Source organism: Klebsiella sp. Sb-30, assembly GCF_057652795.1.
Window position 1 is genome coordinate 1,079,437 of record NZ_CM172749.1, and the last position, 12,920, is coordinate 1,092,356.

The 12,920-nt window shown below is 55.7% G+C and carries 10 protein-coding genes and 1 pseudogene; 3 read left to right on the top strand and 8 right to left on the bottom strand.

Going from position 1 to position 12,920, the window contains the following annotated elements; all coding sequences use genetic code 11:
• Nucleotides 1-117: 117 nt before the first annotated feature.
• Complete coding sequence (gene mutS, locus AC236I_RS05155; RefSeq protein ID WP_004866928.1) at nt 118-2,679, bottom strand: DNA mismatch repair protein MutS; 2,562 nt, start codon at nt 2,677-2,679, stop codon at nt 118-120.
• Between the two features lie 143 nt (nt 2,680-2,822).
• On the opposite strand from mutS, the pseudogene AC236I_RS05160 reads away from it, so the two are divergent.
• Nucleotides 2,823-3,035 (top strand): annotated as a pseudogene (locus AC236I_RS05160) (Arm DNA-binding domain-containing protein); the annotation flags it as partial.
• Between the two features lie 140 nt (nt 3,036-3,175).
• Nucleotides 3,176-3,346: a hypothetical protein gene (locus AC236I_RS05165; RefSeq protein ID WP_004866926.1), complete on the top strand. Its 171-nt coding sequence runs from the start codon at nt 3,176-3,178 to the stop codon at nt 3,344-3,346.
• On the opposite strand, the gene AC236I_RS05170 is transcribed toward AC236I_RS05165, so the two are convergent.
• Together AC236I_RS05170 and AC236I_RS05175 are read right to left on the bottom strand one after the other, a co-directional pair.
• Nucleotides 3,343-3,960: a Fic/DOC family protein gene (locus AC236I_RS05170; RefSeq protein WP_086815949.1), complete on the bottom strand. Its 618-nt coding sequence runs from the start codon at nt 3,958-3,960 to the stop codon at nt 3,343-3,345. The genes AC236I_RS05165 and AC236I_RS05170 overlap by 4 nt on opposite strands.
• A 528-nt stretch (nt 3,961-4,488) precedes the next feature.
• Nucleotides 4,489-6,747, bottom strand: coding sequence for an FAD-dependent oxidoreductase (locus AC236I_RS05175; protein ID WP_064367847.1), 2,259 nt, complete (start codon nt 6,745-6,747; stop codon nt 4,489-4,491).
• Nucleotides 6,748-6,810: 63 nt separating this feature from the next.
• Between AC236I_RS05175 and AC236I_RS05180 the strand changes: the two genes are divergently transcribed.
• Entirely contained in the window at nt 6,811-7,506 is a 696-nt protein-coding gene (locus tag AC236I_RS05180; protein WP_004866923.1) for an IclR family transcriptional regulator, read from the top strand.
• On the opposite strand, the gene AC236I_RS05185 is transcribed toward AC236I_RS05180, so the two are convergent.
• The 5 genes from AC236I_RS05185 to AC236I_RS05205 form a co-directional block, all read right to left on the bottom strand.
• Nucleotides 7,475-8,812 carry an MFS transporter gene (locus tag AC236I_RS05185; protein ID WP_004866921.1) on the bottom strand — a complete coding sequence of 446 codons (1,338 nt, stop codon included), beginning with the start codon at nt 8,810-8,812 and terminating at the stop codon, nt 7,475-7,477. The genes AC236I_RS05180 and AC236I_RS05185 overlap by 32 nt on opposite strands.
• 428 nt (nt 8,813-9,240) lie before the next feature.
• A complete protein-coding gene (locus tag AC236I_RS05190) occupies nt 9,241-10,029 on the bottom strand; it encodes a heme ABC transporter ATP-binding protein (RefSeq protein ID WP_316095198.1) in 789 nt (262 codons plus the stop codon).
• On the bottom strand, nt 10,022-11,017 hold the full coding sequence (locus tag AC236I_RS05195) for a FecCD family ABC transporter permease (RefSeq protein ID WP_487608706.1): 996 nt from the start codon (nt 11,015-11,017) through the stop codon (nt 10,022-10,024). Before AC236I_RS05195 ends, AC236I_RS05190 begins: the two co-directional genes overlap by 8 nt.
• A complete protein-coding gene (locus tag AC236I_RS05200) occupies nt 11,017-11,835 on the bottom strand; it encodes a heme/hemin ABC transporter substrate-binding protein (protein ID WP_088883700.1) in 819 nt (272 codons plus the stop codon). Before AC236I_RS05200 ends, AC236I_RS05195 begins: the two co-directional genes overlap by 1 nt.
• Nucleotides 11,832-12,863: a hemin-degrading factor gene (locus AC236I_RS05205; protein WP_004866914.1), complete on the bottom strand. Its 1,032-nt coding sequence runs from the start codon at nt 12,861-12,863 to the stop codon at nt 11,832-11,834. The genes AC236I_RS05200 and AC236I_RS05205 overlap by 4 nt, the downstream gene beginning before the upstream one ends.
• Nucleotides 12,864-12,920: the final 57 nt, after the last annotated feature.

Sequence of the window (12,920 nt, forward strand, 5' to 3'; positions counted from 1 at the left end):
TCCCGGCAGATAATTCTATCCACTGAGGCCGGCGTATGAGCCTTGCAGCCATTTATTTTCGAAAAGGGCAGCGCTTTACGGGCTGCCCTTTTGTCACTTCTGCGGAATAAGAAGGCGTTACACCAGGCTCTTCAGCCGGTAAATCCACTCCAGCGCCTGACGCGGGGTCAGAGAATCCGGGTCGAGATTTTCCAGCGCTTCTACCGCCGGCGAGGTCTCTTCCGGGGCGGAGAGCAGCGACATCTGCGTACCATCGACCTGCGTGGCGGCGACGCCTGGGGCAATACTCTCCAGCTCGCGTAATTTCTGCCGCGCGCGCTTAATCACCTCTTTAGGCACGCCCGCCAGTGCGGCAACCGCCAGACCGTAGCTTTTGCTGGCGGCGCCATCCTGGACGCTGTGCATGAAGGCGATGGTATCGCCATGTTCCAGCGCATCAAGATGGACGTTCGCCACGCCTTCCATTTTCTCCGGCAGCTGGGTCAGTTCGAAGTAGTGGGTGGCAAAAAGGGTCAGCGCCTTAATCTTATTGGCCAGACTTTCGGCGCAGGCCCACGCCAGCGACAGACCGTCGTAGGTGGAGGTCCCGCGGCCGATTTCATCCATCAGCACCAGGCTGTGTTCGGTGGCATTATGCAGAATATTGGCGGTTTCGGTCATTTCTACCATGAAGGTGGAACGGCCGCTTGCCAGGTCATCTGCCGCGCCGACGCGGGTAAAGATGCGATCGATAGGGCCGATTTCAACTTTCTCCGCCGGGACGTAGCTGCCGATATAGGCCAGCAGCGCAATCAGCGCGGTCTGCCGCATATAGGTACTTTTACCGCCCATATTCGGGCCGGTAATAATCAGCATCCGGCGCTGCGGCGCCAGGCTCAGCGGGTTGGCGATGAACGGCTCCTTCAGCACCTGTTCGACCACCGGGTGACGGCCTTCGCTGATGCGAATACCCGGTTTGTCGCTGAAGGTCGGGCAGCAGTAGTTCAGGGTTTCCGCGCGTTCGGCGAGGTTAACCAGTACATCCAGTTCCGCCAGCGCGCTGGCGCTTTGCTGAAGGTCGGCAAGGTGCGGCAGCAGCATATCGAACAGCTGCTCGTAGAGCTGTTTCTCCAGCGCCAGCGCTTTCCCTTTCGACGTCAGTACTTTGTCCTCATACTCCTTCAGTTCCGGAATAATGTAGCGCTCGGCGTTTTTCAGCGTCTGGCGGCGGACGTAGTGAATCGGGGCATGTTGGCTCTGGCCGCGGCTGATCTGAATGTAGTAACCGTGCACGGCATTGTAACCGACCTTCAGCGTGTCCAGCCCCAGGCGTTCGCGTTCGCGAATTTCCAGCTTATCGAGATAGTCGGTGGCGCCATCCGCCAGCGCGCGCCATTCATCGAGCTCCTCATGGTAGCCCGGGGCAATAACGCCGCCGTCGCGCACCAGCACCGGCGGCGCGTCGATAATTGCGCGTTCGAGCAGTTCGCGCAGTTCGCTGAACTCGCCCATTTTATCGCGCAGCCGCTGGACCGGCGCGCAGCTGACGTCAGCCAGCATCTCGCGCAGGATCGGCAGCTGCTGGAACGCATGACGCATGCGGGCGAGATCGCGCGGACGCGCGGTGCGCAGCGCCAGTCGCGCCAGAATACGTTCCAGATCGCCCACCTGACGTAGCACCGGCTGCAGTTCGGTATAACGCTCCTGCAGCGCGCCTATGGTTTGCTGGCGTTCGACCAGCACCGCCGTGTCGCGTACCGGCATATGCAGCCAGCGTTTGAGCATCCGGCTGCCCATCGGCGTCACGGTGCAGTCGAGCACCGACGCCAGGGTATTGTCGAAACCACCGGCCAGATTCTGGGTAATCTCAAGGTTACGGCGGGTTGCCGCGTCCATAATAATACTGTCCTGCTGGCGCTCCATGGTGATGGAGCGAATATGCGGCAGGGAGGTGCGCTGGGTATCTTTGACATATTGCAACAGGCAGCCGGCGGCACAGAGACCGCGCGGCGCATTTTCGACGCCGAAACCGACCAGGTCGCGGGTGCCAAACTGTAAATTCAGCTGCTGGCGCGCGGTGTCGATTTCAAACTCCCACAGCGGACGACGGCGCAGGCCGCGGCGGCCTTCAATCAACGCCGATTCGGCAAAATCTTCGGCATACAGCAGTTCAGCCGGGTTGGTACGCTGTAGCTCGGCGGCCATGGTTTCGCGGTCGGCCGGTTCGCTCAGGCGGAAACGACCGGAGCTGATATCCAGCGTCGCATAGCCAAAGCCTTTGCTGTCCTGCCAGATAGCGGCCAGCAGGTTATCCTGACGTTCCTGCAGCAGCGCTTCATCGCTGATAGTGCCAGGCGTGACGATACGCACCACTTTACGCTCGACTGGACCTTTGGTGGTGGCCGGGTCGCCAATCTGTTCGCAAATGGCCACCGATTCACCCTGGTTGACCAGTTTGGCGAGATAGTTTTCCACCGCATGGTGCGGGATCCCGGCCATAGGAATGGGCTCACCCGCCGAGGCGCCGCGTTTGGTCAGCGAGATATCGAGCAGCTGAGAGGCCCGTTTGGCATCATCATAAAACAGCTCATAAAAGTCGCCCATACGATAGAACAGCAGGATCTCCGGATGCTGAGCCTTCAGCTTCAGATACTGCTGCATCATGGGGGTGTGAGAGTCTAAATTTTCTATTGTACTCATCGGTTTGTGATGTCCATTTTCTTAATTTTTAATGAGTTAGTGATTTTTATTGTTATCATTAAGTTTCACGGTGTCTCATCGAATATCATGAAATCCTGCATTTATGTTCATGACTGCATAAGGTGCATGATAACGGAGTCTTTATGGCAGGAAAACAAGAGGGAAAGCCACTTTCGTTTAAAGCGGTAGAAATGATGAAGCCTGGCGACAAAGATAAGGCTGATGTAGGCGAAAATCGTGGCTTACGTGTCTCCTGTGGTGCAACTGGGGTTAAGTCTTTTTTCTACCGTTACACAAGTTCTCTGACTGGCAAGCTTGCTCAGGTTAAAATTGGCAACTTCCCCCAGACTTCTCTCGTGACCTGCCCCTAGTATTACTTAAAGGGCTTGCCCGATGAGTGAGTCTTTGACAGGGCTTGCAGTGAATTTGCGTAGAAGTTTTGGTATACTGTTTGAACGATGTCTTTCAGCCCAGATTCTGCTTTTCAGGAGTAATTATGAGCAACAACAAAAAAACTCAGGCAAGCTACGTTAAGCCATCTCGTGCTGATATCGTTCGCTCAGTAGCAACATCTACGGCTGTTGAAACAGGGCAGTCCTCCGCGAAGATCGAAGCTTCACTTGAAGCCACGCGCAAAAAATTCGCTCATTTGCGTCTTGCGGTTTAACCCCTTCTTAGTGCTTCACCGACCCAGTGTTTCATCGGCTCGTAGTCCATTGATACACCTGCATGGATAGCCGAGATATACTGGGTTTTGTTTTGCTCCCAGCTTTGATAATCCAGCGGTTTGTACCCTCCCTGAACGGCCATCACGTCGGCCAGCAGTCGCGACAGGCGCCCATTTCCCTCTCTGAATGGATGGATAAGTATTAGCTCGACATGGGTGATGGCGATAGCGGTGATGAGTTGTTCTTCATCCATGCCGCTACACGGCGTGTATTGAGCCAGATATTTGGTGTCGAATTCGCTCAACAGTTTTGGCAATTGTGCTGAAGGGGCAAACATAAAGCCGCCTTTGCTGATGTTAACCGCTCTTTCTTGCCCAGCCCACTCGTAGATGTTACCTAACCAGCGGCGATGCCAGTTTTTTAGCATGGCTACGCTGAGCAGTCCTTCCGGGAACTGTTCTTCAAAAACGGACTGATAGAGTTGTTCTAACAGGACAAGTTCAGCCTCATCCATCTCATCAGAAGTAGCGATCCCCAGCTTATTAGCCAAAACCTGCTCGCCAGAGTCTTTCTCATACTGGCCTTCACTGCTGGATACATGGTATCGGCTCATGGAGATGCCCTGCGTTTTTAGAAGGATGGGAAAACAGAGGGAGTATAACGCTGGATGAGTACAGTAAACAATATTATTAAAATCAGATAGTTACAAAAGTGTAGGTTAAAATATAGTTTTTATATTATGGTGGGAAATAATCTTTATTAATCAGTACTAACACACCAATGCATCATCGGGGTATGGGCGTCGAGATTATCGATTGTACTCATAGGATATTATCCAGGTCCCTGATTCTTAATGAATTGCGATCTTTTTGTTTTCGTTGTTATCACATTGAGGGGACATCATAACGGAGATACGTATTTCAGGGAAAGTGACGATATGAGATGTAGCGATCCGCGTTCCAGTTGCCAAAGCGGAGCGCGCGGACGGACGCGCGGCTCACGGTGGGATTAGGGCGCTTACGATTGGCATCAACACCCTGAGTCAAATGGGAATCAAGTTCGGTGGCCAGAATCGATTTTATTGATTAGCTCATTTGTGGTGAAGGTAAGCCACCGCAGCTAAGACGGTGGTGGCTTTCGCTTATCGAACGTTCAAAGCGTAGAGGGCGGCAATGCTTCCGGCTGTTTTTACCATCTCCAGTTTGACCTGTTGTGCACTGATGGCCTCGGGCAAACGATGCTCGCAAACGGAATGGCGGTTGTCGATCACTTCTGCCAGTAAGGTGTTATCGACCCATAAACGATAATGGGTCACGCAATGCGGTGCCACCGCCAGGGCATGGCCCATCTGTACCGTTTCCATGGCATTATCAAAATCGTTATCGAACACCAGCGTTAGCGCGTGCAAAGTCTGCGGCTGTTCCCAACGCCAGGTCACAGTCGGCAAACTATCGTCAGCGGCGGGTACCCATGCATTGGTGTACTGCTCCGGGCGCAAACGGCCGTTGACCAGGTTTTCTGGCGCGTAGCAACGCAGTGGTGAAGCCAGGCGAAGTGCTGGAAGAATTTGATTTGGCTGGCGGCGCGGCAACCAGAAATCAAACTCATCCACGCCATAGTTACCATCAGGGACCTGACGCGTATTCTTCGCAACCCTGGCGTTCAGGCCATTAAATACCGTCATAATTCCCGGAAGCTGCACGTCGCTTAGCGCGATATCGATGTGTTCATTGCTCTCATAAGCGATAAACAAATATTCATCGCGTGCGCTTTGATAATGGAACTGCACGCTGTATTCGCCCGCTTCAAAGACAGAAATTTCACACTCGTCCAGTGGCGTATCAGGGGTGAAATTACCCGCGCGTTCACTGCCTGACAGGCAGATTTTAAGCCGCTGTGGTGATCCTGCGCGTAAGGTGAAATTCAACTCAGGCAAGATTTCACCGGCTTTAAGCGGCAGAAGTAATGCCATGCGCTCATTCAATGCCTTCCATGTACCGTTTGCTGGCAGCTCAGTTAATTGCCATTCGCTGCTGGTGTTCACATTTGCGCCAGACGCCGGGTCGCTCAACCATTGGCGAGGGATATAACAACCGGTTTGTTGTAGATGCCGCTGTAGTGAACCGATGCGGTTTTGTGCTGATAATTGCGATGCGGTGATTTGCTGCTGGTGGCACAGCGCCGCCGCCCGGCCAACCACTTCGCCTAATAAACCACAGGTACACATCACGCGAGCACTGCCAAAAGCGACGTGTGAGGCGGAAATCAGACGCCCGGCCAGGAATAAGTTTTCCATAGAACGGCTGTATAGGCTGCGATAGGGAATGGTGTAGGTGCCTTTGCTGTGGAACTGACGGCAGCCGTCGTGCTTGCTGTAAACGCCATCAGCCGGATGAAGGTCAATTGACCAACCGCCGTAACCCACCGCGTCGTAGTGGTCACGCTGTTCAATGATATCTTGTTGGCAAAGGATATGGTCGCCTACAAAGCGGCGGCTTTCACGTTTACCTGGAATCGCGCCGACCCACTCGATGGTCATGTTTTCAGCATCCGGGAATTGCCCCGAGTTTTTAATGTAATCCCAGACACCCCAGACGATTTTCCACAGTTCCCACTTAATTTCTTCGCTGTCATGGATGGTATCAAGGCGACCTCCCCATTCCAGCCACCATAAATCACAACCGTTAAGTGTTGATGTCAGGCGTGTGTAGCGGGGAATTTCTTTGATATCTTTCAGGGCAAAAGAGGGCGGAATGAAGTTAACCGGCGCGCTGCCTTTTTTGGTGTAAAAATAGATGGAGTGCCCAAGTTTATGACCGAAGTTATCGCCTGGCGCCATTTTTTCATCAAACTCTTCCGGGTCTTCTGCGCCTACGCGATATTCAGCTCCGGCTAGATGCCCCAATACACCATCGCCGGTCGCATCGCAAAACTGGCTGGCGGCAATGTCATAAAAGGTTTCGTTGATGGCGTTGAACCCTTTGGCGCTGGTAATACGTTGACCTTTGGTGGAAACCTCGTATAACGCGGTGTTCAATAGCAGCGTCAGATGGGGTTCACTGCGGGCCATATCCAACAAAACGAGATCAAACATCACCGGATTGCCTTCTTTATTCCGATAAACGTTCTCCTCCATGATCTCACCCATGATGCCGCCTTCGCGCGACCAGCGATTATTATTCCCCATATGCGAAGTAGCCCCGTTGGCCCACAGACGGACTTCGCTCGATGCGTTGCCCCCCAGAACCGGCCTGTCCTGAACCAAAACCACTTTCAAACCATCCCGAGCGGCGGCAAGAGCTGCGCATAACCCGGCAAGACCGCCGCCGGCGACCAGCAAGTCTGTTTTTAATTGTTGCGAAGGGAATTCCCGGGCGTGGGTTTGCTGAAAAATTTGCATAAAGTTTGTTTCCTGTAAAACTGACGATAAAATCGTGGTTCTTAAATTAATTTGAAGCGCGTTATGTCATCACAACCTAATCAAAGTCTTATCGACGGTATCCGTTGTTTGCAGTATCTGGTCACCAGTGGCCGGGCAATTGGTTGCCGGGAGCTGGCGCGCCTGATGGGTATTAATGCCACCCGCGTTAATCGCCTGTTGATGACTATGGCTGCGATTGGTCTGACCCAGCAGGATGAACACCGCCGCTATTTGCCAGGGCCGGGTATTCACGCTTTGGCAGCACAGGCGATTCGTGGTTCTGCACTGTTTTCCCAGGCTTTGCCTTTGCTTGAACGCCATGCGCCGAAAGACATCGTGGTGGCGCTCGGCGTGCTGTGGGAAGACCAGGTTATCTATATCTATCACTCTGAACCGGGCAGCCAGGTTAGCCAGGCGCTGGCCGGTTTCCACACGCTTCCGGCATGGCAATCGGTTATCGGAATGGCATTGCTTGCCAGCGAAACCGACGAGGCGTTGCGAACGCGTTTCTCGCCTGAACACTGGCAGGAAATAGCCCCTAAACTTGCCCAACAGCGAGAGTCTGGCCACGTTGTCTGGCGCCATGACGATGGCGAACTTTCGATGGCTCAGCCTCTGGGGGCGCATAACGCTGCCATCGCTTTTGCCGGAATGTGGGACGCCGATGAAAAACACGTTGCCCCGCGCCTTGCTCAGCTCAATCAACTCACCGCCCAACTCGTGACTCCTGCGGCTTAACCTCTTGTGGCGTGTCCAGGTCGATGCGCCCAACCACAAACAGGTAAGAGCAAATCCCAAGCCCTGCCAGAATGGCGATGAATGCCAGCGCAGGGGCAAAGTTATGCCCATCGATTAACGCGCCAATCGCAATGGGCACCACGATGGACGACAGCGCGCCGGTAAAGTTAAACACGCCACCTGCCAGACCAATTAAATGACGCGGTGCGAGTGCCGTCACAAACACCCAGGTGATGGTGGCAAGGCCGTTACCAAAGAAGGCGATCGACATGAAAAGAATGATTAGCGTCGGGTTGTCGGTGTAATTGGCACCTAGGATAAACAGCGTTAAAGACATGCCAAGAATCACCGGGGCTTTACGCGCAAAGCTTGCGCTGACACCACGTTTGATTAAACGGTCTGAAACAAACCCTGCCAGCAATACCCCGAAGAAGGCAGCCAGATAAGGAACGGAGGCGATATAGCCAGATTTAATAAAATCCATATGGCGATATTGCACCAGATAGGTCGGGAACCAGGTCAGGAAAAACCAGAAGGTGGCGGAGATAGTGAACTGGCCAAAGTAAATGCCAATCAGTTTGCGGCTGCGAAACATCAGTGCCAGGTCGCTCCATGCAAACTTGCGTTTGGCTGCTTCCTGACGGCTTTCCAGAATTGCGCCGCCCTGGCGGATATGATCAAGCTCTGCCTTTGAAACGCTTTTATGTTCCAGCGGTTCGCGGTACAGGTAATACCACACCACTGCCCAAACCATTCCGACGACGCCGGTAATCAGAAATAAACCGCGCCAGCCATACAGTTCCTGAATATGGAACAGTAGCGGCGTCATGCAGGCCAGGCCAACAAATTGCGCAGAAGAGTAAATACCGATGGCGCTGGCGCGTTCGTTTTCCGGGAACCAGCTGGAAATCACGCGATTATTGGAAGGCATGACAGGCGCTTCAAATGCGCCGACGCCCAGGCGTAAGCCAACCAGGCCGCCAAAACTATTGGCAATCGCGTGCAGGGCGGTTATTAACGACCAGATAAACAACCCTACGCCGTAAACAATACGCGAGCCGAAGCGGTCGATAACAAATCCGCCGGGTATTTGCAGTGCGGCATAAATCCAACCAAAGGCTGAAAACACCAGCCCCATTTGTAACGGCGTGAACTGCAAATCTCCCGCCATCTGTGTGGCAGCAACGGAAAGATTGGTGCGATCCATGTAGTTAATGATGATGTTGATAAAAACTAGCCCGAGCACCAGAAATCGGACGCGTCCGGTATTTTTTACCTTTGCTGTAGAAAGCGGTTGTTCTGCCATATCAATGTTCTCTTTATTTTTGTTCTCACGGCCTGTTTTCGCAACAGAGTGGTTTTTTATTTCTCTGTGTTTCTTTTATAGAAACACATGGTGGCAGGCAAAGAGAAATCGTCTGAAATGTGATCAGAGTAAAACTTATGAGCTAACTGAGTCAGAGAAAGAAAGGAGAGGCGATAATGCAGCGGGGCAATTTTATACCCGCCCCCTGGGCGCGCGGGGAAAAATAGCGGCAGGCGATTATCCTAAAGCTAACATAGCGAAACTCGCTCACAAGTGCCCGCTGCTGTAATGGCTGTATTCCGGTAGCGGGTTATCGCTTGTTGCTATGCCGGTTGCTCAGCAGGTAATGCCGTGAATTGCACTTACAATGCCAGAAAGTGATGTAATTGATGTGGAGCGCGCGGACGGCCGCGCGGCTCACGATGGGATTATGGCGCAAGGTAAACCTGGGGAATGGCGATGTCTGGATGCTCACCCATTCTCACTTCCGCTCCGTACCAGCGGCTGATAACCGACTGGCAAATGACCTCCTGCGGCGTTCCCTCGGCCACCAGCTTTCCCTGATGGAGAAGCAGAATGTGGTCTGCCCATAGCGCGGCGAGATTGAGGTCGTGCAGCACGACGCAGACGTGCAGCTGGCCGCTGCGGGTCAGCCGTTTTAGCAGACGCAGCAGATGCTGTTGATAGTAAAGATCCAGCGCCGAGGTCGGTTCGTCGAGAAACAGCCAGCCCCGTGGAGCGTCGTTATGCCACAGCTGAGCAAGGCAGCGAGCCAGCTGCACCCGCTGCTGTTCGCCGCCGGAGAGCGAAGGATAGCGCCTGCCCGCGAGGTGGTCGCAGCCGGTTTCCACCATCACCTGCTGAATCATCTGCCGGTCCGGATTTTTACCCCATGGAGAGCGTCCCATGGCGATGACCGTTTCCACCGGCCAGTCGGCATGGAGCTGCGTACGTTGCAACATCACCGCCCGGCGGCGGGAGAGCGCTTCCGACGACCAGTGTTCCAGCGCACGTCCTTCCACATGACGTTCGCCGCTGTTCGGGGATAAGAAACCGGTTAACAGCCGCAGCAGCGTTGATTTACCGGCGCCGTTTGGGCCAATCAGCGCGGTCATCTCTCCGCCGCATAGCCGGACCGACACATCGTCAATGACCCGGCGTTTGCCCAGCAACAGAGAGAGCGACGTCGCGTGCCAGGTGCGATCGCGATTATCCATATGTCGTCCTCTGTTGGCGGAAAATTAACCACAAAAACCACGGCGCGCCGAGCATGCTGGTCAGCAGACCCACCGGCATTTCGGCCGGTGCGGCGACGGTGCGGGCAAGGGTATCGGCCAGCAGCAGTAAGATCGCCCCGGCCAGCAGCGATCCTGGCACCAGCGCGCGGTGGTCCGGCCCCAGCCACATTCGTATCAGGTGCGGCACCACGAGACCAATAAAACCAATCACTCCGCTGATCGCCACCGAAGAGGCCACCAACAGCGCGCTGCACAGTAACAGCAGACGCTGCACGGCCCGGACGTTAATCCCCAGGTAGTGGGCTTCTTCATCGCCAAGCTGTAGCAGGTTGAGGCGGGAGGCCATTAGCCAGATGACCAGCGAAGCAGGGAAGATTAAGGTGGCCGCGACCAGCAGCGTGGACCACTCTGCCTGGCCGAGACTGCCCATTCCCCACAGCGACAGCTGGCGCAGCTGGGTATCATTACTTATCCAGGCCAGCCCCCCCACCAGCGCGCCGCACAGCGCGTTGATGGCGATCCCGACCAGCAGCAGACGCGAGAGCGAACCCTCACTCGCCTGTCTGAGGATAAAAATGACCACCATGACGGCGATACTCCCGATGAACGCCGCCAGCATCGGGGCATACAGCGCCACCAGCGCCGGAACGGACAGCGGCAGAACCAGCCAGCAGGCCACCGCCAGCGCTGCACCGCTGCTGACCCCCAGCAGGCCGGGATCGGCTAACGGATTGCGAAACAGCCCTTGCATGACGCAGCCGGAGAGCGCCAGCGCGGCGCCGACCAGCAGCGCCAGCAGGACGCGCGGCAGACGAATGGTGAGCCAGATATGGCGCAACACCTCATCCCCCGGCGGCCACAGACTGGCGAGCGGCAGAGGCATCGCGCCGAGGGTCGTCGCGAACAGCGTCAGGCTCACCAGCAGCAGCGTCATTAACCACAGATGGCGAGAGAGAGTGGGGCGCATCAGGGGAGCTGCTCCGCTTTTTTTCTCAGCGCGCTAATCGCCTGCGGCGTCCGCGGTCCAAAGCCGAGCAGGGCCATATCGTCAATCACCAGCAGCTGTTTATGGCGACCGGCCGGCGTTTGCGCCAGCCCCGGCAGCTTCCATAAGCCGGCTTCACCGCCCATGCCTTTAAGCCCGTCGGCGGAGATCACTACCAGGTCCGGCAGGCTGGCGATCACGCCTTCCTGAGACATACTGCGATAATGGTCAAATCCCTGCATCGCGTTCTGCAGCCCGGCGGCCTGAATAGCACCATCCGCAGCGGTCTTTTGCCCGGCGACCATCGTATTCATTCCGCCGTGGCTGAGAATAAACAGCACCCTTTTGCCGAGCGGCTGCGTGGGGATCTGCGCGATCTGTGCGGCGACGGCGTGGCGCAGGGCGTCACCTTCAGTCTGCTTACCCAGCGCGTCGGCCACCGCGACGATTTTTTTATCAATCGCCGACAGATCGTTACCGCCCGGGATATTAACCACTTTTACCCGACTGTCCTCAACCTTTTGCAGGACCAGCGAAGGCTGGGCCTGTGCGCTTGCCAGGACGATCGTCGGGCGTAACGACAGGATCCCCTCGGCGTTCAGCTGGCGTATATAGCCGACGTCCGGCAGCGATCGCGCGGCGGCAGGCCAGGTGCTGGTACTGTCTTTAGCGACCAGCTGCTGCTGTGCTCCCAGGGCATAGACGATCTCTGTGACATCGCCGCCCAGAGAGATGATGCGTTCTGCGGCGGCATGCGCAAACAGTGGAAGAGCGGCAATGAGCATCAGCCAGCGTTTCATGCGCTCTGTCCTTCCGTCGTCAGACGGTCAACCTGGCTACGCCATGTCGCTTGCTCCGGGTGCCCTTCGCTACGCTGGCCGTACAGCTGGGCGATTTGCGTACCGTCATGGGCAAACAGCTCTACGCTGGTGACATGGCCATCCGAGGTCGGCTTACGCGTTACCCAGATTTCATCAATACTGTCTTCGCGCAGGTGCAGGGTGAAGGTGGTATTGAAGATGTTGAGCCAGCCGCGCATCGGGGCCAGCTTTTCCAGGGCGCCGGTGAAGATTTGCACGCAGCCGCGGTTGCCAACGAAAATCATGATCTCATTGCCCTCTTCGCGAATGGTTTCCAGCAGGTGCGGCAGGGCATCGTGGTCAATGCGGCAGGCCAGATCATCGCTGACCAGGCGGAAAGCCTGCTGGCGGGAGAGGTTATATTTTCGCAATAGCCCGAAGAACTGATGGACGTCGGTCATGGCGCGCCATTCATTTTCCAGCGCCGCACCGTCGGCGGAGGCGGCGTAGCGGGGGGTATCGACGGGGCGGATTGCCAGCGGCGCCGGGTCGGCCTGGGTCTGCCCGACAATCAGCGCTTCCCACGCCGTCATATCGGTTTGCGCTGTCGCATAGACTTTCAACAGCGCGTCACCGTGATGGTCGAAGAACTGAATGCTCTGGCGGCCGTTATCACTCAGGTGGAAGGCGCTGGCCCACTGGCTGAGGAACAGGCGCAGATCGAGTGCGCGCGGGTTCAGCACCAGCCCAGCGTGGCCGCTCAAGTGCTGGTGGGTAAACTGACCCACCTGCTCATGCACCGCATATTCATTCCGGCAGATGCATTTGGTCTCGCCGACGCCTTCCAGTCCGGCGATGATTGCCCGTATATCGTCCTGCAGGCGAACGGCGTCGTGGCCAACGCGAGCGGCGGTTAATTCCGCCTCACTAATGCCCATTTCAGCAGCGATATCGCGGGCATATTTAGCGGAAGCCTGCGTTTTGGCGGCCTGATAGCGCTGCCACAGTGCGTTTGCGTTGTGTTGCATGATTCATCTCCTTCTCTACGATGAATATCCCCGGCCGAGGCCGGGGAGCAGGTTTAT

Excerpts from the sequence above, each read along its gene's own strand:
- mutS (WP_004866928.1), bottom strand. The coding sequence starts at position 2,679 with ATGAGTACAATAGAAAATTTAGACTCTCACACCCCCATGATGCAGCAG.
- AC236I_RS05165 (WP_004866926.1), top strand. The coding sequence starts at position 3,176 with ATGAGCAACAACAAAAAAACTCAGGCAAGCTACGTTAAGCCATCTCGT.
- AC236I_RS05170 (WP_086815949.1), bottom strand. The coding sequence starts at position 3,960 with ATGAGCCGATACCATGTATCCAGCAGTGAAGGCCAGTATGAGAAAGAC.
- AC236I_RS05175 (WP_064367847.1), bottom strand. The coding sequence starts at position 6,747 with ATGCAAATTTTTCAGCAAACCCACGCCCGGGAATTCCCTTCGCAACAA.
- AC236I_RS05180 (WP_004866923.1), top strand. The coding sequence starts at position 6,811 with ATGTCATCACAACCTAATCAAAGTCTTATCGACGGTATCCGTTGTTTG.
- AC236I_RS05185 (WP_004866921.1), bottom strand. The coding sequence starts at position 8,812 with ATGGCAGAACAACCGCTTTCTACAGCAAAGGTAAAAAATACCGGACGC.
- AC236I_RS05190 (WP_316095198.1), bottom strand. The coding sequence starts at position 10,029 with ATGGATAATCGCGATCGCACCTGGCACGCGACGTCGCTCTCTCTGTTG.
- AC236I_RS05195 (WP_487608706.1), bottom strand. The coding sequence starts at position 11,017 with ATGCGCCCCACTCTCTCTCGCCATCTGTGGTTAATGACGCTGCTGCTG.
- AC236I_RS05200 (WP_088883700.1), bottom strand. The coding sequence starts at position 11,835 with ATGAAACGCTGGCTGATGCTCATTGCCGCTCTTCCACTGTTTGCGCAT.
- AC236I_RS05205 (WP_004866914.1), bottom strand. The coding sequence starts at position 12,863 with ATGCAACACAACGCAAACGCACTGTGGCAGCGCTATCAGGCCGCCAAA.